The sequence below is a fragment of the Bradyrhizobium sp. CB1717 genome (assembly GCF_029714325.1).
GTDB lineage: Bacteria > Pseudomonadota > Alphaproteobacteria > Rhizobiales > Xanthobacteraceae > Bradyrhizobium.
Genome location: NZ_CP121666.1, coordinates 8,246,232 through 8,265,420, shown reverse-complemented (window position 1 = coordinate 8,265,420; position 19,189 = coordinate 8,246,232). Strand labels below are relative to the sequence as shown.

Annotated in this window: 15 protein-coding genes; 9 read left to right on the top strand and 6 right to left on the bottom strand. The window is 64.7% G+C overall.

Translation table 11 applies throughout. The features are described from left to right. Positions 1–121 precede the first annotated feature (121 nt). The 6 genes from QA649_RS38370 (at position 122) to QA649_RS38345 (ending at position 7,811) form a co-directional block, all read left to right on the top strand. Complete coding sequence (locus tag QA649_RS38370; RefSeq protein WP_283021687.1) at positions 122–1,582, top strand: glycerol-3-phosphate dehydrogenase; 1,461 nt, start codon at positions 122–124, stop codon at positions 1,580–1,582. A gap of 200 nt (positions 1,583–1,782) precedes the next feature. Beyond that, the gene (locus QA649_RS38365) at positions 1,783–2,955 is read left to right on the top strand and encodes an ABC transporter ATP-binding protein (protein WP_283021686.1); all 1,173 of its coding nucleotides are present in this window, start codon (positions 1,783–1,785) and stop codon (positions 2,953–2,955) included. After that, positions 2,952–3,866 carry an ABC transporter permease gene (locus tag QA649_RS38360; protein ID WP_283021685.1) on the top strand — a complete coding sequence of 305 codons (915 nt, stop codon included), beginning with the start codon at positions 2,952–2,954 and terminating at the stop codon, positions 3,864–3,866. Before QA649_RS38365 ends, QA649_RS38360 begins: the two co-directional genes overlap by 4 nt. A gap of 4 nt (positions 3,867–3,870) precedes the next feature. Then, positions 3,871–4,731, top strand: a complete 861-nt coding sequence (locus QA649_RS38355) for an ABC transporter permease subunit (protein WP_283021684.1) — start codon at positions 3,871–3,873, stop codon at positions 4,729–4,731. A 136-nt stretch (positions 4,732–4,867) separates the two neighbouring features. Beyond that, a complete protein-coding gene (locus QA649_RS38350; protein ID WP_283026197.1) occupies positions 4,868–5,767 on the top strand; it encodes a TRAP transporter substrate-binding protein in 900 nt (299 codons plus the stop codon). A 16-nt stretch (positions 5,768–5,783) separates the two neighbouring features. Next, the gene (locus QA649_RS38345) at positions 5,784–7,811 is read left to right on the top strand and encodes a HAMP domain-containing methyl-accepting chemotaxis protein (protein ID WP_283021683.1); all 2,028 of its coding nucleotides are present in this window, start codon (positions 5,784–5,786) and stop codon (positions 7,809–7,811) included. Here the strand turns inward: QA649_RS38345 and QA649_RS38340 are convergent, their stop codons facing one another. The 5 genes from QA649_RS38340 to QA649_RS38320 all read right to left on the bottom strand — a co-directional run bounded on the left by QA649_RS38340 (position 7,812) and on the right by QA649_RS38320 (position 13,503). Continuing rightward, complete coding sequence (locus QA649_RS38340; protein ID WP_283021682.1) at positions 7,812–8,804, bottom strand: hypothetical protein; 993 nt, start codon at positions 8,802–8,804, stop codon at positions 7,812–7,814. It abuts the gene before it with no gap. Positions 8,805–8,920: 116 nt separating this feature from the next. Further along, the gene (locus tag QA649_RS38335) at positions 8,921–9,772 is read right to left on the bottom strand and encodes a carbohydrate ABC transporter permease (RefSeq protein WP_283021681.1); all 852 of its coding nucleotides are present in this window, start codon (positions 9,770–9,772) and stop codon (positions 8,921–8,923) included. Further along, entirely contained in the window at positions 9,769–10,641 is an 873-nt protein-coding gene (locus QA649_RS38330) for a sugar ABC transporter permease (RefSeq protein ID WP_283021680.1), read from the bottom strand. Before QA649_RS38330 ends, QA649_RS38335 begins: the two co-directional genes overlap by 4 nt. A 95-nt stretch (positions 10,642–10,736) precedes the next feature. After that, entirely contained in the window at positions 10,737–12,122 is a 1,386-nt protein-coding gene (locus QA649_RS38325; protein ID WP_283021679.1) for an ABC transporter substrate-binding protein, read from the bottom strand. Between the two features lie 400 nt (positions 12,123–12,522). Beyond that, positions 12,523–13,503 (bottom strand): LysR family transcriptional regulator, encoded by a 981-nt coding sequence (locus QA649_RS38320; RefSeq protein WP_283021678.1) that lies wholly within the window; start codon positions 13,501–13,503, stop codon positions 12,523–12,525. A 117-nt stretch (positions 13,504–13,620) separates the two neighbouring features. Here QA649_RS38320 and QA649_RS38315 point away from each other — a divergent pair, with 117 nt between their 5' ends. Beyond that, entirely contained in the window at positions 13,621–14,694 is a 1,074-nt protein-coding gene (locus tag QA649_RS38315) for a 4-oxalomesaconate tautomerase (RefSeq protein WP_283021677.1), read from the top strand. A 54-nt stretch (positions 14,695–14,748) separates the two neighbouring features. Next, the gene (dctA, locus tag QA649_RS38310) at positions 14,749–16,131 is read left to right on the top strand and encodes a C4-dicarboxylate transporter DctA (protein ID WP_283021676.1); all 1,383 of its coding nucleotides are present in this window, start codon (positions 14,749–14,751) and stop codon (positions 16,129–16,131) included. 26 nt (positions 16,132–16,157) lie between these two features. Here the strand turns inward: dctA and QA649_RS38305 are convergent, their stop codons facing one another. Further along, positions 16,158–18,086, bottom strand: coding sequence for an AsmA family protein (locus tag QA649_RS38305; RefSeq protein ID WP_283026196.1), 1,929 nt, complete (start codon positions 18,084–18,086; stop codon positions 16,158–16,160). Between the two features lie 337 nt (positions 18,087–18,423). On the opposite strand from QA649_RS38305, the gene QA649_RS38300 reads away from it, so the two are divergent. After that, positions 18,424–19,131 (top strand): CoA transferase subunit A, encoded by a 708-nt coding sequence (locus QA649_RS38300; RefSeq protein WP_028178645.1) that lies wholly within the window; start codon positions 18,424–18,426, stop codon positions 19,129–19,131. The last annotated feature ends 58 nt before the right edge of the window (positions 19,132–19,189 follow it).

Below are 19,189 nucleotides of genomic sequence, written 5' to 3'. Positions count from 1 at the left end.
AAGTGGATGCCGGTTCGCGTCAAGAAAACGCGCCGAAACAAAAATCTGGAGCCCGTTCCGATTTCATCGGAGCGGAAATGGCTCTAGTGATGAGAGGGCTTCGCTCCTTCTCGACGGCTTCATGGCGGACTATGACCTTGCGATCATCGGCGGCGGCCTGAACGGTGTCAGCCTCGCGCGCGATGCGGCCGGCCGCGGCCTGCGCGTGATTGTGTTCGAGCAGGGCGATCTCGCCGGCGCCGCGTCGTCGGCGACACCGCGGCTGATCCACGGCGACCTCTCGGTGCTGGAGCGCCGCGGCTTCTGGCGGGTGCGCCGCGCGCTCGCCGAGCGCCGGATCTGGCTCGCCATCGCGCCCCACTTGGTCCGGCCGATGCGCTTCGTGATCCCCGCGCATTCCGAGGAGCGTCCGCCATGGCTGTTGCGCGCCGGCCTGTATGTTTATGACGGCCTCACGAACCGGGGCGGCCTGCCGCCGTCAGCGACCCTCGACATCACGCATCATCCGGTCGGCAACGCGCTGAAACGTCCGTTCGGCACGGCGTTCGAATATTGGGACTGCGTCGTCGACGATTCCCGCCTGGTGGTGCTCACGGCGCTGGATGCCGCCGAACGTGGCGCTGCGATCCGGACCGGGGCGCGCTGCGTGCGTGCCGATCGAACCGATACCTGGCGGCTCGCCGTGGTCGATCGCGGCTATCGGCGTATCGTCACGGCGCGGGCGCTGGCCAACGCCACCGGCGCCTGGACCTCGATCGTCGCGGACACCGTGCTGCGGCAGCCGCAGCCGGCGATGGTGGCCATGCAGATGAGCCAGATCGTCGTGCCGCGCCTGTTCGATTCTGAAAACGTCTACGTCTTCCAGCACACTGACGGGCGGCTGATCTTCGCCCGGCCCTTCGAACGCGACTTCACGCTGATCGGCACGGTCACCCATGCTTTCACCGGCGATCCCGCCATCGTCGCGATGCCCGGTGCCGAGGTCAGCTATCTCTGCGAGGCCGCCAGCCGCTATTTCCGTGAGCGCGTTGCACCGACCGACGTGGTCCGCACCGTCTCCGGCGTCAATCTGGCGCTGGCGTCCGCGCGCGGGCGCGAGGGCACGACGCTGTTCCATGCGCGCCGGCGCAAGGCGCCGCTGCTGACAATGTTCGGCGGCGATGTCACCACCTCGCGCCTCCGCGCAGCGCGGGCGGTGACGAAGCTGACCCCGTTCTACCCGATGTCGCCGCCCTGGACCGCCGGCGCTGCGCTGCCCGGTGGCGATTTCGCCTGGGACCGTTTCGACACGGAGATCGACCTCGCGCGTGACCGCTGGCGGTTTCTCTCGGAGCCGGAGGCCCAGCGCCTGGTTGCCGCCTATGGCTCGCGGTTGCCGGCGGTGCTGGGCGAGGCGAAGACCCGTGACGAGCTCGGCCCCGCTTTCGGCCCCGAGTTGACCGGCGCCGAGGTGCGCTATCTGATGACCCACGAATGGGCGCGTTTTCCGGATGACGTTCTGTGGCGCCGCTCCAAGCTCGGCCTGACCATGCCGACGGCGGATCGTGACGCGCTGGCGGCGTTCATGGCGAGGGTGAGCTAGGCAGTGCCGTAGCCCGGATGGAGCGAAGCGCAATCCGGGAAAGTCTTGCCAACGATGGACCGTCCCGGATTACGCTGACGCTCCATCCGGCTACAGGGCTGCAATGTACGAACGCCTATCTGGGACGATCTTCCCCTGTAACGGTTGAGCTAGGGCCAATCGGCCGCTAGCGTGCGGCGGAATCGGGGTTGGCAGGGACTATGGCGGAAGAGTTACCCGGAACGGACGTCGCGGCTCGAGCAGCCGCCGGAGATGCATATCCCGCGGCGGGGCAGCCGCTGCTGCGCATCGAGGGCGTCGCCAAGACCTTCGGGACGTTCCGGGCCGTCGATGGCGTGTCGCTCGATATCAAGGCCGGCGAGTTCTTCGCGCTGCTGGGCCCCAGCGGTTGCGGCAAGACCACGTTGCTGCGCATGCTTGCCGGCTTCGAGGCGCCGGACGGGGGACGCATCCTGCTCGGTGGCAAGGATATCGCGCAGGCGCTGCCGCACGAGCGCCCGATCAACATGATGTTCCAGAACTACGCGCTGTTTCCGCACCTGTCGGTGCGCGACAACATCGCCTTCGGCCTGAAGCGTGCCGGCATGACGCGCGCCGACATCGCCACGCGCGTTGCGGAAATGGTCGCGCTGGTGAAGCTCGGGGGCCTGGAGAAGCGCAAGCCCGACCAGCTGTCCGGCGGCCAGCGCCAGCGCGTGGCGCTCGCCCGCGCCCTGGCGCGCCGGCCGCAACTCCTGCTGCTCGACGAGCCGCTCGCAGCCCTCGACAAGAAGCTGCGCGAGAGCACGCAAGGCGAGCTGATGGAGCTGCAGCGCCGGCTCGGCATGACCTTCATCATCGTCACCCACGACCAGGAGGAGGCGATGACGATGGCGAGCCGGATCGGGGTGATGAAATCAGGCAAGCTCGCCCAGGTCGCGAGCCCGCGCGAGCTTTACGAAGCGCCGCGCTCGCGCTGGATCGCGGAGTTCGTCGGCGACATCAATCTGTTCGACGGCGAGTCCAAATTGCGCGACGGCCATCGTCTGGTCATTGGCACGCGTGATGCGGGTGCGCTGGTGGTGGCTGAACCGCGCGAGCCGGTCGGTGCGGGAAGGTTCGCGGTCGCGATCCGCCCCGAGAAGGTCAAGCTGTCGCGTCGCGGCCCGGTGAGCGAAGCCGGTCGTGAGACGGCGCTCAACCGGCTCGACGGCGTCATCGCCGACATCTGCTATCTCGGCGGCACCACCACCTACAAGGTGAAGCTCGATACCGGCGGGATGCTGCAGGCTTCGGTCGCCAACAGCGCACGCACCGACGTCGACGCGTACAGCCTGAATCAGAACGTCGTCGCCTGGTTCACGCCCGACGACTGCGTGGTGCTGCCGTCATGAGCTCCCGCCGTATCTTCGCACGGCCGGCGCGCTTCGCTGCGATCGTGCCCTATGTCTGGATGGCGCTGTTCTTCCTGGTGCCGTTCGCCTTCGTGCTCAAGATCAGCCTGTCGCAGACCGCGATCGCGCAGCCGCCTTACGAGCCCGTGTTCGACCTGACGGCGGGATGGGAGGCGTTGAAGGCAGCATTCGCTTCGTTGTCGGTCGACAATTTCAAACTGCTCGGTTCCGACGACATCTACGTGTTTGCCTATGTGCGCAGCCTGACCGTCGCCATCACGGCTACCGCCCTGCTGCTCCTGATCGGCTATCCCATCGCCTATGGCATGGCGCGATTGCCAAAACGCTGGCAGGCGGTGGCGATGGTGCTGGTGATCGTGCCGTTCTGGACCTCGTTCCTGATCCGCATCTATGCCTGGATCAACATCCTCCAGCACGACGGCCTGCTCAATCAGATCCTGCTGGCGCTGCATCTGGTCAGCCAGCCCGTGGTGTGGCTCTCCACCGACACCGCGATGTATATCGGCATCGTCTATTCGTATCTGCCGTTCATGATCCTGCCGCTCTACGCCACGCTCGCGAAGATGGAGCCGGCGCTGGAGGAGGCGGCCTCCGATCTCGGCGCGCCGCCGTGGCAGGTGTTCTGGCTCGTCACCTTTCCACTGTCGCTGCCCGGCGTCGGTGCCGGCGTGCTCTTGTGCTTCATCCCCATCGTCGGTGAGTTCGTGATCCCTGACCTCTTGGCGGGCTCCAGTTCGCTGATGATCGGCCAGACCCTGTGGCTCGAATTCTTCACCAACAAGGACTGGCCGGTCGCTTCCGCCGCAGCCATCGTGCTGCTGGTCGTGCTGCTGGTGCCGCTGCTCTTGTACGAGCGGCTGCAGAAGCGGCAGCTCGAACAGGGAAGGTAGGGCGATGCGCAAGGTCTTCCGCCTGTCCCGCTTCAACATCGCCTCGCTGGCGCTCGGGCTGGCGTTTCTCTATTTGCCCATCCTGATCCTCGTTCTCTACTCCTTCAACGCCTCGCGCCTGGTGACGGTGTGGGGCGGCTGGTCGCTGCGCTGGTATCGCGAGTTCTTCAATGACCGCGCCATGATCGAGGCGGCCTGGATGAGCCTGCGGGTCGCGGTCGCCTCCGCGACCATCGCCACGCTGCTCGGCACGCTTGCAGCCGTGGCGCTGTCGCGCGGCGAGCGGTTCCGCGGCCGCACCCTGTTCTCCAGCATGCTCTATGCGCCGCTGGTGATGCCGGAGGTGATCACCGGATTGTCGCTGCTCCTGCTGTTCGTGGCACTGAACGCCGAGCGCGGCTTCTGGACGGTGACGATCGCCCACACCACGCTGACGATGTGCTTCGTCGCGGTGGTCGTGCAGTCCCGTCTCGGCTCGCTCGATCGCTCGCTGGAGGAGGCGGCGATGGACCTCGGCTGCAACCCGGTCCGCGCATTCGTCGCCGTCACCCTGCCGCTGATCGCGCCCGCGATCGTCGCCGGCTGGATGCTGGCGTTCACGCTGTCGCTGGACGATCTCGTGATCGCGAGCTTCACCACCGGCCCCGGCTCGGCGACCTTGCCGATCCGGATCTATTCGGAGGTGCGGCTGGGAGTGAAGCCCGAGATCAACGCGATCTGTACGCTGGTGATCGCCCTGATCGCGGTCGTCATCGTCATCGCCTCGCTGGCTTCAAAGCTGTCGAGCTCGCAGGGCGAGAGCGCCGCGCCGCTGGAGCCGTCCGACGGACATGTGTGGTGCTCAGGCACCACCCGACATAGTTAACATTTCATATAGCTTATCTGGCTATCGTCGCCTCGCTTGGGGAAGAGGGGCGATGAAGCGGCTTTATATTGGTGTGGCCAGCACGGTTCTGGCGTTGCTCTGTCTTGCTGTTCGGCCGTCGGCCGGTGCGACGCAGATGGTGGCATTGCTGTACAACGGCTCGCCGCAGTCGCCGCAACAGATTGGCTCCGACGAATTCCGCCGCAAGCTCGGCGAGCTCGCACAGGGCCGCATCATTCTCGATGCACGCGCCGGCAACGCGCTGGGCAGTGAAACGGCGATCCTTGCCGCCATGCGCAGTGGTGTGGTCGACATGGCGACGCTGTCGGGCTCGGTGGTCAGCTCGGCCGTGCCGGAATTCGGCGTGTTCGACGTGCCGTTCCTGTTCCGCGATGCCGCGCAGGCCAAGGCGGTCGCAGAGGGGCCGGTCGGCGCTCTGTTCGCCAAGCATTTCGCCGACAAGGGATTGGTGCTGCTCGCGATCGGCAAGCAGGGCTTTCGCAACGTCACCAACTCGAAGCGGCCGATTCATTCGCCTGCGGACCTCCGCGGCCTGAAGATCCGCGTCCTGCCCAACGAGGTCTATCAGATGACCTTCAAGGCGCTGGGCGCCGAGGTCGTGCCGATGGAGTTCACGCAGGTGTACGCTGCGCTGAAGGATGGCCGCATCGACGGGCAGGAGAACCCGGTCATGACGATTGCCACCAGCCATCTCGAGGAGGTGCAGAAATACGCCAGCCTGACCGGGCATTTCTTCGCGCCGATCGCCTTCGTCGCCAACCGCGACGTGTTCCAGGCCCTGAAGCCCGCCGACCAGGCCGCCATCATCGCCGCGGCCAAGGCCGGTGCGGAAGCGACCTGGCAGAGTGGCGTCGCGGAGGAGACGAAGAAGCTCGAGGAGCTGCGCAAGGCCGGCATGGAGATCATCGAAAAGGTCGATCGCCAGCCCTTCATCGATGCCGTGAAGCCCCTGGAGCCGGAATTCGAGAAGCGCTTCGGCAAGGATCTGCTCGCCCGGATTCGGGCTACGCCGTAATCGTGCGGGAAACATCATGAACCTGTCATTGCTCCTGTCGCGCATCGGCATCCGCCCGCGCATCTTCGGCGGCTTCGCGCTGGTCCTGGGTTTCCTCTGCGTGCTGGCGCTGCTTGCCGTCATGCGGCTGTCCGAGATCGGCGGCACCGTCGGAGAGCTCGTCACCAGCGCCGATGGCGATGCCGGCATGGCGAGGGTGCACGCCGCGCTGCTCTCGTCGAATGTCACCGTCGAGAAATTCGTCCGCACGCGCAATATCGGCGATCGCGATAGCGCGATGAAGGCGATCGACGGCTTTGGCCAGACCTTTGATCAGGTCGATCAGCAATTCGCCCGCCTGCCGGCGATTGCCGCCGGCCGGAGCGCGCTGGTGGATGCGCTCGGGACCTATCGAAAATCCTTCACGGCGGTCGCCGCCGCCGTCGATCGTCTGCGCACCGCAAGCACCAAGAGCGAGGGACTCGGCGCCTCGGCAGGCCTCGACGTCGGCGCGATCAACGTCGCGCTTGCGAACCATCCCGACCGTCTGCTCCAGCCGCTGCGTCTGGCCGGCACGGTGGATGCGATGCGTGTCTCGGTGCTGCGTTTCACCATCACCCAGGCCCAGGTCGATGCCGACGATGCCGGGATGACGATCGGCTATGCGCTGGCTGCGGTCGCCGATAGCGAGGCGGAGATCGCCGATGCCGAGGCGCCGCGCCTGAAGAGTCTGATCGCGGCCCTGAAGAAGGTGCTTGCCGATCAATCGGCGACGCTGACGGAGCTGTCCGCCGCGATGAGCGAGCTGCGCAAGGCGCAGGCCGATCTCGTCAAATCCAGCAGCGCGATCGATGGCAAGGCGGCAGAGATCAGCCGGGCCCTCGGCGCGACGCGCACCGAGCAGAGCCGGCTGACGGCCGGATCGGTCGATCAGACCCGCAATCTCGTGTTCACGGTGGCCACTGCCGCGCTCGTCCTGGGCGCATTGCTGGCCTGGCTGATCGGACGCAGCGTGTCGCGCCCCATCGGCCAGATGACCTTGCGCATGCAGAGCCTCGCGGCGGGTGAGCTCGATGAGGCGATCCCGGGCGGCGAGCGCGGCGACGAAATTGGTCACATGGCCGGCGCGGTCGAGGTGTTCCGCCAGAGCGCGCAGACCGTCCGGCGCATGGAGCAGGACGCTGCCGCGCAGCGTGCCGCAGCCGAGACGGAACGCGCGGTGATGATGACGCAGCTCGCCGACCGCTTCGATCGCGGCATGGAGGGCGTCATTGGCGGCGTCTCGAGCCGTGCCGAGGAGATGGGGCAGAGCGCCGGAAGCCTCGCCCGCGTCGCCGAGCGCGGGCGCTCGCTTGCCGAGCAGGTCGCCGCGACATCGGCCCAGGCGTCCTCGAATGTGCAGACCGTTGCGGCGGCGACGCATCAATTGGCGGCCTCGATCAGGGAGATTTCCAGCCAGGTCGCACGCTCCGTATCGGTATCGGATCAGGCCAAGGAAGAGGCCTCACGGACCGAAGCGCTGATGCGGGCGCTGTCGGATTCCGCCGAGCGGATCGGTACGGTGGTTCAGCTGATCCAGGCGATCGCGAGCCAAACCAACCTCCTTGCGCTCAACGCCACGATCGAATCGGCGCGGGCCGGCGATGCCGGCAAGGGTTTTGCCGTGGTCGCCAACGAGGTGAAGAGCCTCGCAACCCAGACCGCGCGCGCCACCGAGGAGATCGCGGGCCTCGTCGCAGAGATCCAGGGCTCGACCGGACAGTCGGTTGCTGCGATCGGCCAGATCGGAAGAACCATCGCCGAGATGACGGAGATCGCGACGACGATTGCCTCTGCCGTCGAGGAGCAGGGGGCCGCAACCAGCGAGATCGCGCGCAATGTCGAGCAGGCCGCGAACGGGACAGCGGCGGTGACCGACCAGGTCGGCGCCGTCCGCACCGTGGCCGGCGAGACCGATGCCGGCGCCGAAGCCGCACTCACGGCCGCCTCGGCCTTGCAGGATCAGGCACGTGCGCTCAAGAAGGACGTGGCGGAGTTCCTGCAGACCGTGCGCAAGGCCGGATGATCAGCGCGACCGGGGGGCTCGTTTCGAGGCCTTTGTGCCGGTAGAGCGCGACCGCGTCGTGGTGACCGCGACGGGCCCGGCGTAGCGCGCGCGCACTGTGTCCTGGATAGCGGATCCAAGCTGGCGCAGCGCGAGGCTGTTGAGCGGAAACTCCAGCAGGATATGGATCAGGCTCAGCGCCAGCAGGAAGGTGAAGCCGAACGCATAGTCGTAGAAGTAGAGTGCGGTGGCCGCCGCGCTGGCGGCGGCCATTGCCGCCAGCCGCGCCTTCGGCACCTCGGCCCAGCGGATCACGTCGGCTTTGATGAACCAGTTGAGGTAGTGATAGGTGTAGACGAAGGCGAGCAGGCTGGTCAGCCTGGTGTCGAGCACGAGGCCGGGCACGCCGAACAGCCGGCCCAATGCCGGGCCGACATTGCCGAAATAGTCCTGCCCGACGCGGGCAAAGCTCGCGATCCGGATTTCGGCGGCCGGCGGCAGCAGCAGGATCGTGGCGATTGCGACGAGGTAGACCACCACCAGGACGGCCTGCACGCGGCTGCCGGACCGATAGGCGCCGAGCACCATGAAGATCAGCGTGAACAGCGAGACGTGGATCAGCGTCGGGATCAGGATTCCGATGACGGCGAGCGACGATCCGCTCGAATACATGATCGCGGACAGCGCGATCGCCACCATGAACAGCAGCATGCTCTCGATCGCCGTGGCGGTCGCCGCCAGCATGGCGCAGACGACCAGCGCGCCCCACATCGCGAAGCCGAACCACGAGGCGTTGTCGATCAGCGCCGCGACCACGGCGACGATGGCCAGGACCACCGCAATCCCGCGGTGAGGCAGATAGTACTTGCGATCGTGCAGCCACGAGATCTCGGTGAAATAATGCGCAGGGCCGAGCACGACATAGGCCAGCAGCAACAGCTCGAACGGCACCAGATAGGCGGCCGCGAGCGCCAGCAGCATCAGGCCGAGATGGATCGCGTCGTTGCTGCGCATGCTGCCGTGCCCCGTAACATTGGGGCACGGACGTTAGAGCAAGCGTGAACAACCCGCAATTGCCCGCCTTGTCGCTCAACCGCTGTGCTTGCGGCGACCCGATGCGTCCTGTCGCGTCAGGACTTCACCGCACCCGCCGTGAGCCCGCCCACCATGTAGCGCTTGAAGGCGTAATAGATCGCGGCCGGCGGCAGGGCGTAGATGAAGCCGGTGGTCATCAAGAGCTCCCACGGCGAGTCGTCGGCGGCGAGGAAGTTGCCGAGGGCCACGGGCAGCGTGATGTTGGTGTCCTTGGAGAGGAGCAGGAATGCGTAGAGATACTCGTTCCAGGCGAGCAGCACCGCATAGGTGCCGATCGCGACCAGCGACGGCATCATCAGCGGCACATAGACCAGGCGGAACAATTGCAGCGTGGTCGCGCCGTCCATGGTCGCGGCCTCGTCGAGCTCGACCGGCAGCTTGTCGGACGCCTGCTTCAGCACCCAGATCGCGTAAGGCGAGGCGATCGTCACCATGGCCAGTATCAGCGACCAGTGATTGTTGAGCAGGCCGTAATTGCCCATGGTCCGATACATCGGCACGGCGAGGAACGCCGCCGGGATGAAGTAGGTGAACAGCGCCAGATTCATCACCCAGCGGCCGCCCGGCACCTTGAGCCGCGAGATCGAGAACGCGGCGGCGGTCGCGATGAACAATGTCAGCGCGCCGGCCGACAGCGCGATCACGGTCGAATTCCAGAACTGGATCCAGAAGTCGCGCAGGAAGTAATGCTCCTGGTAGAACACAATGTGGAAGTTGTGCAGCGTCGGATGATCCGGCCACAGCTTGCCCGAGAACGCGTCCTCCTTCGGTGAGATCGCGAACAGGAACATGTGGTAGATCGGAATCATGGTCCAGATGAAGACCGGGATGCCGATCAGCAGCAGCTTGGCCTCGTTGCCAACTTCGCGGAGGGTGGGAAGCTTCATCGCGACAACCGTTTCATCATGAAATAGACCAGCGGCAGCACCAGTGGCATCGCGACGACGATGGAAGCCATCGCGAGCGAGAGCTGGTCGAGCCGGAGATAGCGGATGCCGAGCGTCGACAGCACATGCGTCAGGTCAGCCGGGCCGCCGCCAGTGAGCAGATAGACGCTATTGAAGTCCCCTAGCGTCCAGATCATCGAGAGCAGCGTGCAGGTGACATAGAGCGTCTGCATCGACGGCCAGGTGATGAAGCGGAATTTCTGCCACCAGCTCGCGCCATCCACCTCGGCGGCCTCGAACAGATCGTGCGGTATCGCAAGGCGTCCGGTGATCAGGATCAGCGTCCAGAACGGCAGCGATTTCCAGATGTGGACGCCGATCGCCATGGTCAGCGCCACCGTCGGGTCGTTCAGCCAGTTCGGGCCGTCGTCACCGGTGAACGAGAAGATGAGGTGGTTGATCACGCCCCATTCGGGATTGAGCATGAAGCGCACCGACAGGATGGTCGGGATCGACGGCACCGCCCAGGGCAGGATGAAGATCACCGAGAGCCATTTGATCCAGGTGCGCTGCTGGGCGAAGAAGCCAGACAGGAACAGCGCGATCAGCATCTTGATGTTGATGCCGATGACCAGGAAGATCAGCGTGTTGACAGCGGCGCGCGCGAAGATCGGGTCGTTGTAGAGTGCGACATAGTTCGCCGGCGCCCGCGCCAGCCACAGCCCGTAGCAGACGGGATAGACGACGAAGGCGAGGAAAACCAGCAGATAGGGCGCGAGCAGCAAGATGCCCCAGACCTGCGCCGGGGTCAGCCGCGACGACAGGGGCGGGCCGGGGAGTGCCTGATCGCCAGAGAGCGTGATCGCCATTCTTTTCGAACTCTTCAAAGAGATGCCGGCCGCGAAACGCGGCCGGTGTTGTTCTTATACCTCTCCCCGCAAAGCGGGGAGAGGGGAAGGATGATTTAGCCAGCGACCTGCTTGATGCGGGCGATCAGCTCGTCGACCGCCTTGTCCACCGGCACCTTCTCGCTGACCACGCGGTTCATCGCCTTGGCCCAGACGTTTTCGTTGTTCAGGATGGTGAACTTCCAGTTCTTGGTGAAGTCGAACGCGGCGGTGCCACCCTTGAACTGCGCATAGACCGCCTTGCGATGCCTGTCGGCCTGCCAGAACGGGCTTTCCTGGCTTTCCTTGGTCACCGGGAACCAGCGGCCAAGCGCACCCTCGATATAGGGCCGGATGTTCTCTTCCTGGAGCAGGAAGGCGATGAACTGCTTGGCCTCAGGCTTGTTCTTGGCCACGTTGAAGACCAGCCCGGTCTTGACGTCGGAGCGGTAGCGGATCGTCGTGCCGTCGGGCGCCTTCGGGAAGGAGGCGGTGATGATGTCTTCCTCATACGCCTTCTTGCCGGCCGCGCGCTGTTCGGGCGTTAGCGTCTGGTTGTTGGAGTCCTCGAACCATTTCGCCGCGATCGAGATCGTGAAGTTGTGGGTCATCACGATGGTCTTGTTGTGGAACGCGACGTTGTTGTCCGGATCCTTCCAGGTTGTGGAGGAGGGCGGGGTGCAGCCCTTGATGTAGGTGTCGGTGTAGTCCTTCATCGCCTTGATCAGGTTCTCGCGAACCGTGGGATCATCGACCAGCAGCTTGCCGTCGTCGTCGACCAGCTTGACGTGGTAGGCGTCCATGAAGGTGTAGAACGACTGGAAGGCGTCGGTGGATTCCACGCCCATCGGCTGGCCGACGGCGTAGATGCGCTGGCCGGTGGCCTTGCGGATCGCCGGCTGTACCTTGTCGCACCAGAACGTCCAATAGCCCGTCCAGTCGTTCGGGATGTCGCTCTGCTTGAAGCCGGCCTTGTCCAGCATGTCGTTCCAGATCTGGACGTGCATGCTCTGCTGCTTCAGCGGGAAGCCGTAATAGGCCTTCTTCTTGGTGACGTCGTTATAGAGGATCGACGCATCCAGCGTGTTCTGCACGAACCGATCCTTGATCGGTTCCATGACTTCCGAGAGGTCCTCGAGCTTGCCCTCATAGGCCCACTTGCCCTGCACCTGCACGTCGTAGGTGTCGGCATAGGCAACGTCCGGCACGGTCCCCGAATCGAGCGCGGCGACCGTCTTCGGAATCATGTCCTGGATCGCGTACTGCGACAATTCGACCTTGATGCCGGTCTTGGCCTCGAACTTCTTGATCGTCTCGATGAGCGCGTCGTCTTCGGACCGATAAAATCCCTTGCCCCACCAGACCGTAATCGTCTTCTGCTGCGCAAATGCGGGTGCAGCGGCTGCGAACAGCCCCGCCGCAGCGACCGCCAGTGTAACTGCGCCAATAACCTTGGATCTCACGTTTTTCTCCCTCAAACGGCCGGTGTTTTTAACCGGTCGTATAAAACACTAGCGCATGGCCGTCAGCCGATCTAGCGGCATGTTGTCAGACCTAGGTCGTGGGGTGTCGGGCGCGCGGAGATGCTTAATATATGCATCGATCCAATCGCCGCATCAATTCGCGGCAATCAATTCGGGTTCTGCGTTCCGGCATCGCCTGACCATATGCAACTCCGTACCTGCTTGCGACTGGCGAAGGCCCGGCTTGTAGGCGGTATGAGGACTGAACGCAACGCAGCCGGCTGGCCACACCACGCTGCTGCGGCCGCAGGACCCGAAATGCCTCTGAAAACGGCGGGGCTGATCCGAGGAACTCCCGGTCCGAAAGGGCAAGGTCTTGCACCGCTGCGCCGCCGAGCTATCAGCGTTTCGCCTTCCGGCCCGCCGAAACGACATTCGAATTTGCCTGAGTGGATCGGGACCGCGGCTTGCCTTGGCCGCTCGTCCGGGAAGGCGAGCGCCATGCCTCGAGCAGCATCTTGAGAAATTGGCTGGCATGAGGAGATAGTGTCGCCCCGCGCCTGCGCACGATTCCGATCGTCCGCGACACTTCCGGCTCGATCAGCCGAACCGTGTGAATGATCGGATGACCGGCTGCGGGCGTCGCGAGCCTCGGCAGCACGGCGATGCCGAGCCCCTCTTCAACCAGGCCAAGCGAGCCGGAGAGGTGGGCGACTTCATAGGACCAGTTCAGCTGCAGGCCCTGTCGCGCCAGCGCATTGTCGATCAACGCGCGGTTGCCGCTGTTGCGACCGACGGTGATGATTCGGTGCGACACAATCTCCGACCAACTGACCTGTTTGCGCGACGCCAGCGGATGGTCGTGACGGCAGGCGAGGACGAAAGGATCCTCAACCAGTTTCTCGAATTCAATTTCGGCATGCGAAGCACCGATGAAATTAATGCCGAAGTCGGCTTCTCCGCGCGCGACCGCTTCCAATCCCTCGTTGGCACCGATGTCCAGAATCCGGATGCGAATGCGCGGATACGCCTCGGCAAACCGGCCGATCGCACGCGGCAGGAAATAGAACACCGCTGTCGGCACCGCAGCCACCGAGACCAGGCCTGAACTTCGCGCGCCGATATCGTGGATGGCGAGCACCGAGGTCTCGAACTCGTCGATGAGGCGGCGCACCTTCGGCAGGAAGTCGCGGCCCGTCATGGTGAGATTGACGTGGCGCGTCGACCGTTCGAGCAACGGCGCACCGAGGCCTTCTTCCAGTTTCTGAATGCGCCGGCTCAGCGCCGGCTGCGACAGGTTCAGCGCCCTGGCGGTGCGGACGAAACTTCCCGTCTCCGCCACGGTGATGAACGCCTTGAGGTCGAGCAGTTCCGCATTCATGGCAGGCTCCATTATATCGATAACTGGAATAATACCTCAGATATTTGCATTTCACAAAAGAGTTCTGGCGGAGGATGCTCTGGTGCGAGCGAAGTTGTCGCCGAACGGAAGAACCCCATGAACGATCAGATTGCCATTCCCTGTGTGGTCATGCGCGGGGGCACCTCGCGCGGGCCGTTTTTCCTGGCCCGTGATCTACCAGCCGACCCCAAACTGCGTGACGCGATCCTGTTGTCCGTGATGGGCGGGGGACACGACCTTGGAATCGACGGGATCGGCGGCGCCAATGCCGTCGTCAACAAGGTCGCGATCGTTGGTCCGGCATCGGTGCCCGGCGCCGATGTTGATTACCTGTTTGCCCAGGTGCGGGTTCGTGAAGGCATCGTCGATACCTCGCCCAACTGCGGAAACATGCTGGCGGCGGTGGGGCCGTTCGCAATTGAAGCCGGGCTGATCGCCGCCGCCGCAGATCGCACTCATGTGCGCATCCACAATGTCAACACCGGCAAGCTGATCGATGCGACCGTTCCGACCCCCGCAGGGCGCGTGACTTACGACGGCGAGGCGCGGATCGACGGTGTACCGGGAACGGCCGCGCCCATCGAACTGTCGTTTCCCAACGCGGCCGGCGCACGCACCGGTCGTCTCCTGCCCACTGGACGGCCGGTCGATTGCATCGACGGGGTCGATGTGACCTGCATCGACGCGGCGATGCCCGTCATGCTGGTCCGCGCGGCGGATCTGGGACGGACCGGCCGTGAGGCTCCCTCGGACTTCGCCGACAGCGGCTTCCGCGCGCGTCTCGAAACTTTGCGCATCGAGGCCGGACGCCGGATGGGCTTTCCAGATTCCGCGACAATGGTGATCCCGAAGCCGGTTCTGATTGCGCGCGGGGGCGAGGCGACGCTGAACACCAGGTATTTCATGCCGCATGACTGTCACAACGCGCTGGCGGTGACCGGCGCTGTCGCGATCGCGACGGCATGCGTCACGCCCGGGACGATCGCGGCGGAGATGGTCGGACCACTGGCACCACCGGTGCCGATCACCCTCGTCCATCCCTCCGGCCAACTCGTGGTTCGGCTGGAGCCCGGCCCGGTTGCCAGGGTGCTGCGGACAGCTCGGCGCATCTTCGAGGGCCACGTCTTCGCCCGTCGATCGCACGTGCCTCATTCGGTGCTGGCGGCCTGAATCCCGCCGCTTCCGAAGCCATCACAAAAAATCAGAGCCATGGGAGAAATGAGAATGCACAAGGAAGCACTGGCAGGGCACCCGAACACCGAGGCTGGGAAGCCGTTCTACCGGATTCTCTATGTCCAGGTGCTGATTGGCCTCATGCTGGGTGTCCTTACGGGCCATTTCTGGCCCGAATTCGGTGCCGCGCTGAAGCCCTTTGGCGACGGCTTCGTCAAGCTGGTCAAGATGATGATCGCGCCGATCGTATTCTGCACCATCGTGAGCGGCATCAACAGCATCAGCGATTCCCGCGAGGTCGGCCGCACGCTGGTGAAGTCCATGGCGCTGTTCTACATGCTGACCGTGCTCGCCTTGCTGGCAGGGCTGATCGCCGTGTCGCTGATCCAGCCGGGCGTTGGCATGCACGTTGCGGTCAGCACGTTGGATCCGTCGGTGGCCGCGAAATTCACCAAGCAGGCAGGTGCGACCGGATTTGCGGACTTCATGCTGCACATCATCCCGCATTCGTTCTTTGGAGCGTTCGCCGATGGTGAAGTGCTGCCGGTGTTGCTGGTTTCCATCCTGATCGCCTTTGGCCTGAGCCGTGCCGGCGATGGCGGTGTTGTGGTGACGAAGGCGGTCGATTCGTTCTCACAGGTGCTGTTTGTGTCGTTCGGCTTCATCATGAAGCTCGCTCCGCTCGGCGCCTTTGGCGCCATGGCGTTCACGGTGGGCCGCTACGGCATCCGATCGATCGGCTCGCTCGGCCTGCTGATCCTGACATTCTATCTCGCCTGTTCGGTCTTCGTGGTCGTCGTGCTTGGCACGCTGGCACGGCTGAATGGCTTCAGCTTGTGGAAGACCATCCGCTACTTCAAGGAAGAACTGCTGATCGTGCTCGGCACGTCGTCGTCGGAGCCGGCGCTGCCTGGCGCGCTGCGCAAGCTGGAGCAGCTCGGATGCCGGAAAGGCGTGTCAGGACTCGTGCTACCGATGGGATACTCGTTCAATCTGGACGGCAGCGCCATCTATCTCACTTTGGCATCCATCTTCATCGCGCAGGCCTGCGACATTCATCTGTCGTGGGGGCAGATCGCGGCGATGCTCGGACTGATGCTGCTGACGTCCAAGGGGGCGGCAGGTGTCACCGGCAGCGGCTTCGTCGCGCTTGTCGCGACCCTCTCCGTCATGCCGGATCTGCCCGTGACCGGCGTGGCGCTGCTCGTCGGCATCGACCGCTTCATGTCGGAAGCGCGGGCGCTGACCAGCATGATCAGCAACTGTGTGGCGGCCATCACCATTTCGCTGTGGGAGGACGCCTGTGACCGCGAGGTGCTGGCCCGTGAACTCGGACAGAGTGGCACTCTCGAGGTCGCGGCCGGGGCGACGATCGGCGGAGAACCGGTGCTGCAGGAGAACAAGAGCTGGATTTCGACGCAATCGGCCGCTTGACCCCGAAGGGAGTGACATCGATCACTCTAGTTCGACTTGGCGTTTTCTTTGGCGTTCTCCGCCGTCGGCGATTCTGCCGGTGTGGGACGCTTGCCTGCGCCGGTGATGCGCTCGATCGCGGAGCGCACGGCATCGCTCCCCTTGCGGTCCTTCAGCATGTCGAGCAGGGGCGCGGAAGCCGGCGAGCGGCGGATCAGGCTTTCCGGATCGGGGAAGATCAGGGGATCATCCCAGGGCCCCTGCACCACGAAGGGCAATTCGAAGCCCGACGAACTGTTGAGGCTCGCCACGCCCTTCATGTCGTATTCGCGCGTCGGTACCGATGCGGTGCCGGTGAGCGTGATCTTCGCTGCCGGCCCCTCGACGCGGATGTCTTCGGCGGTGGCGACGCCGTCGGAGAATTTCACCGCGATGGTGAGCTTGTCGTAAGGGGTCGAGCCGCTACGGAAATTGCCGCCGCCCGACAGCGGCCGCCGCTCCAGCCGCTTCAGGAGCTGCTCGGCGTTGAAGCCCGCGATCGCGCCGTCATGTCCGGTGACCGTGGCACTGCCGTCGAGCGACTGCACGAGGCCGAACGGGCTCGAGCCGGAGGCAAGGAGGGAGACGTTGATGTTGCCGCGCCCGGACAGCTTGTTGAGGCCGAACAGCTCGGTTGCGCAGGCCTGCAGGTCGACGTCGGTGAACTGAAACTGCGCCTTGATGTCGGCGACGGTATCGGTGCGGGCGATGCCGAACGAACCCTTGGCGATGCCGCCATAGACCTGGGCCTCGCCCACCGAGAGCGCCAGCGTGCCGTTGCGCAAATTGGCGCCGATCGCGGTGCGGCCGAGCTTCGTCGGTCCGACGGTCAGCCGCGCCGCCGACAGGCGCATGTCGAGGTCGGTGGTCGACAGCCCGTTGAGATCGAACAGCTGCCTGTTCCAGTCGCGGGCGCCGCTCGCGAGTAGGCGGAAGGTCGAGATATAAGGTGTGAAGTCGAGCGCGTCGGCGGCGAGCGTCGCCTGCAGCGTCTGCCTTCCGTTATTGGCGTAGGTCATGACGCCCTCGGCGGTGTTGCCGTCGAGCTCGACATTGACATTGGTGAGCGCGATCGAGGCGCCCACCACATTGGCGCGCGCTTTCAGCGCGAAGCGGCCAAAGCCGCCACTGGCCGGCTGCGGCTGTCCGGTCCAGCGCAGCGCGTTGCGCAGGGACGGGCTGTCGATGGTGAGCGTGCCCTCCATCATCGGGCTGGTGCGGTTGGCGACGCTGCCGTCGAAGGCGAGCTTGAGCGGCGCGCTGGCGATCCGCGCCTTCAGGCCGGACCGGTCGCCCGAGAGGGCGGCGACGAAATCGGAGAAGCTGATCGAACCGTCGACCCGCTCGCCGCGCCAGTCGAACTGCCCGGTTGCGGCAAACGAGCGCGAGATCGACGGCCAGGCCAGCGACAGGTCGATGTCCTCGAACTTCTCGGTGGCGTGGGTGGCGGCGTCCTCGTAATTGAGCACGCCGTCCTGGATCCTGATCTCGGAGAACGACACCTGGTTGTCGGCCCCGGGCTTCATGGTGCGGGCAATGGTCTGGATGAAGGGCGTCCAGTTGCTCTCGCCGTCCGGCTTGAGGCTGACATGGATGCGCGGCCTGAGCAGCGTCAGGTCGGCGATCTCGAACCGTTGCAGCAGCAGCGGCAACAGCCGCAGATTGGCGGTGAGCACGTCGACATGGAGCGCGGGATCGCTGGTGCCGCCACCCTTCAGGCCGACGTCATGGAAGGAGATGTAGCTCGCCGGCAGCACCGAAATGTCGATGCTGCCTGCGACATTGAGCTCCAGGCCCGTGACGTCGCGGATCTGCGCCTCCACCGCCTTGCGCAGCGCGTCGCGGTTGATGAGCCATGAGGTCGCGACCAGGGCGATCAGCGCGACGCCGAGCAGCGCCGCGATCGGCGTCCCGAGGCGCTTCATTCCTTGGGCCATGGTCAATGGCATGTCCTGATCGGGTTGGTTGTTGGGTCCAGAAGGGCGGCCGGGAAACCTGCGCGCCCCACGCCCAAGGTCTGTTAGGCTACAAGTTTGGTCAGGTTACAAGTCTTGTTAGGTTGCAAGCCCTGATACGTTAAGTGCCGCAACTTGATGGGTTTTCTTGTCGCTTTCAAGGCCGCGGGCGGTTCTGCCCACGCCGTGGGCAGCTTCTACCACCGCCCCGCGGAGCGGAGAACCCCGTATCATTGACGGCTTTGGAGGATTTCGCCTAATAATCGCCGCCAATAAGGTGCGGCGGCTGCAAGCCGAAGGTTCAGTCGAGGTTTTTTGCATGAACAAGGTCTATCCCGACGCCAAGTCGGCGCTCGACGGCATTCTGAAAGACAACATGATGATCATGTCGGGAGGCTTCGGCCTCTGCGGCATTGCCGAGGAGCTGTCGGACGCGATCCGCGAATCGGGCGTCAAGGGGCTGACGGTCGTCTCCAACAATGCCGGCGTCGACGGCATCGGGCTCAGCCGCCTGTTGGAAACCCGGCAGATCAAGAAGATGATCTCGTCCTATGTGGGCGAGAACAAGCTGTTCGCCCAGCAATTCCTCGCCGGCGAGCTGGAACTCGAATTCAACCCGCAGGGCACGCTGGCCGAGCGCATCCGCGCCGGCGGCGCCGGCATTCCGGCCTTCTACACCAAGACCGGCGTCGGCACGCTGATCGCCGAAGGCAAGGAAGTGAAGGAGTTCGACGGCGAGAAGTACCTGATGGAGCGCGGCCTGTTCGCCGACCTCGCCATCGTGCACGCCTGGAAGGGCGACACCGCCGGCAACCTCATCTACCGCAAGACCGCGCGCAACTTTAACCCGATGATGGCGACCGCCGCCAAGATCACGGTGGCCGAGGTCGAGCACCTGGTTCCGGCCGGCGAACTCAATCCCGACCACATCCACACGCCCGGCATCTTCGTGAAGCGCATCGTCGAGGTCGGCACGGCCAAGAAGCGCATCGAATTCCGCAACACCCGCCCGCGCCCGAGCGCATGATCCGGAAAAGTGGACACCGGTTTTCCGATCAGATCATGCGCCGCTAGAGAATCGACTG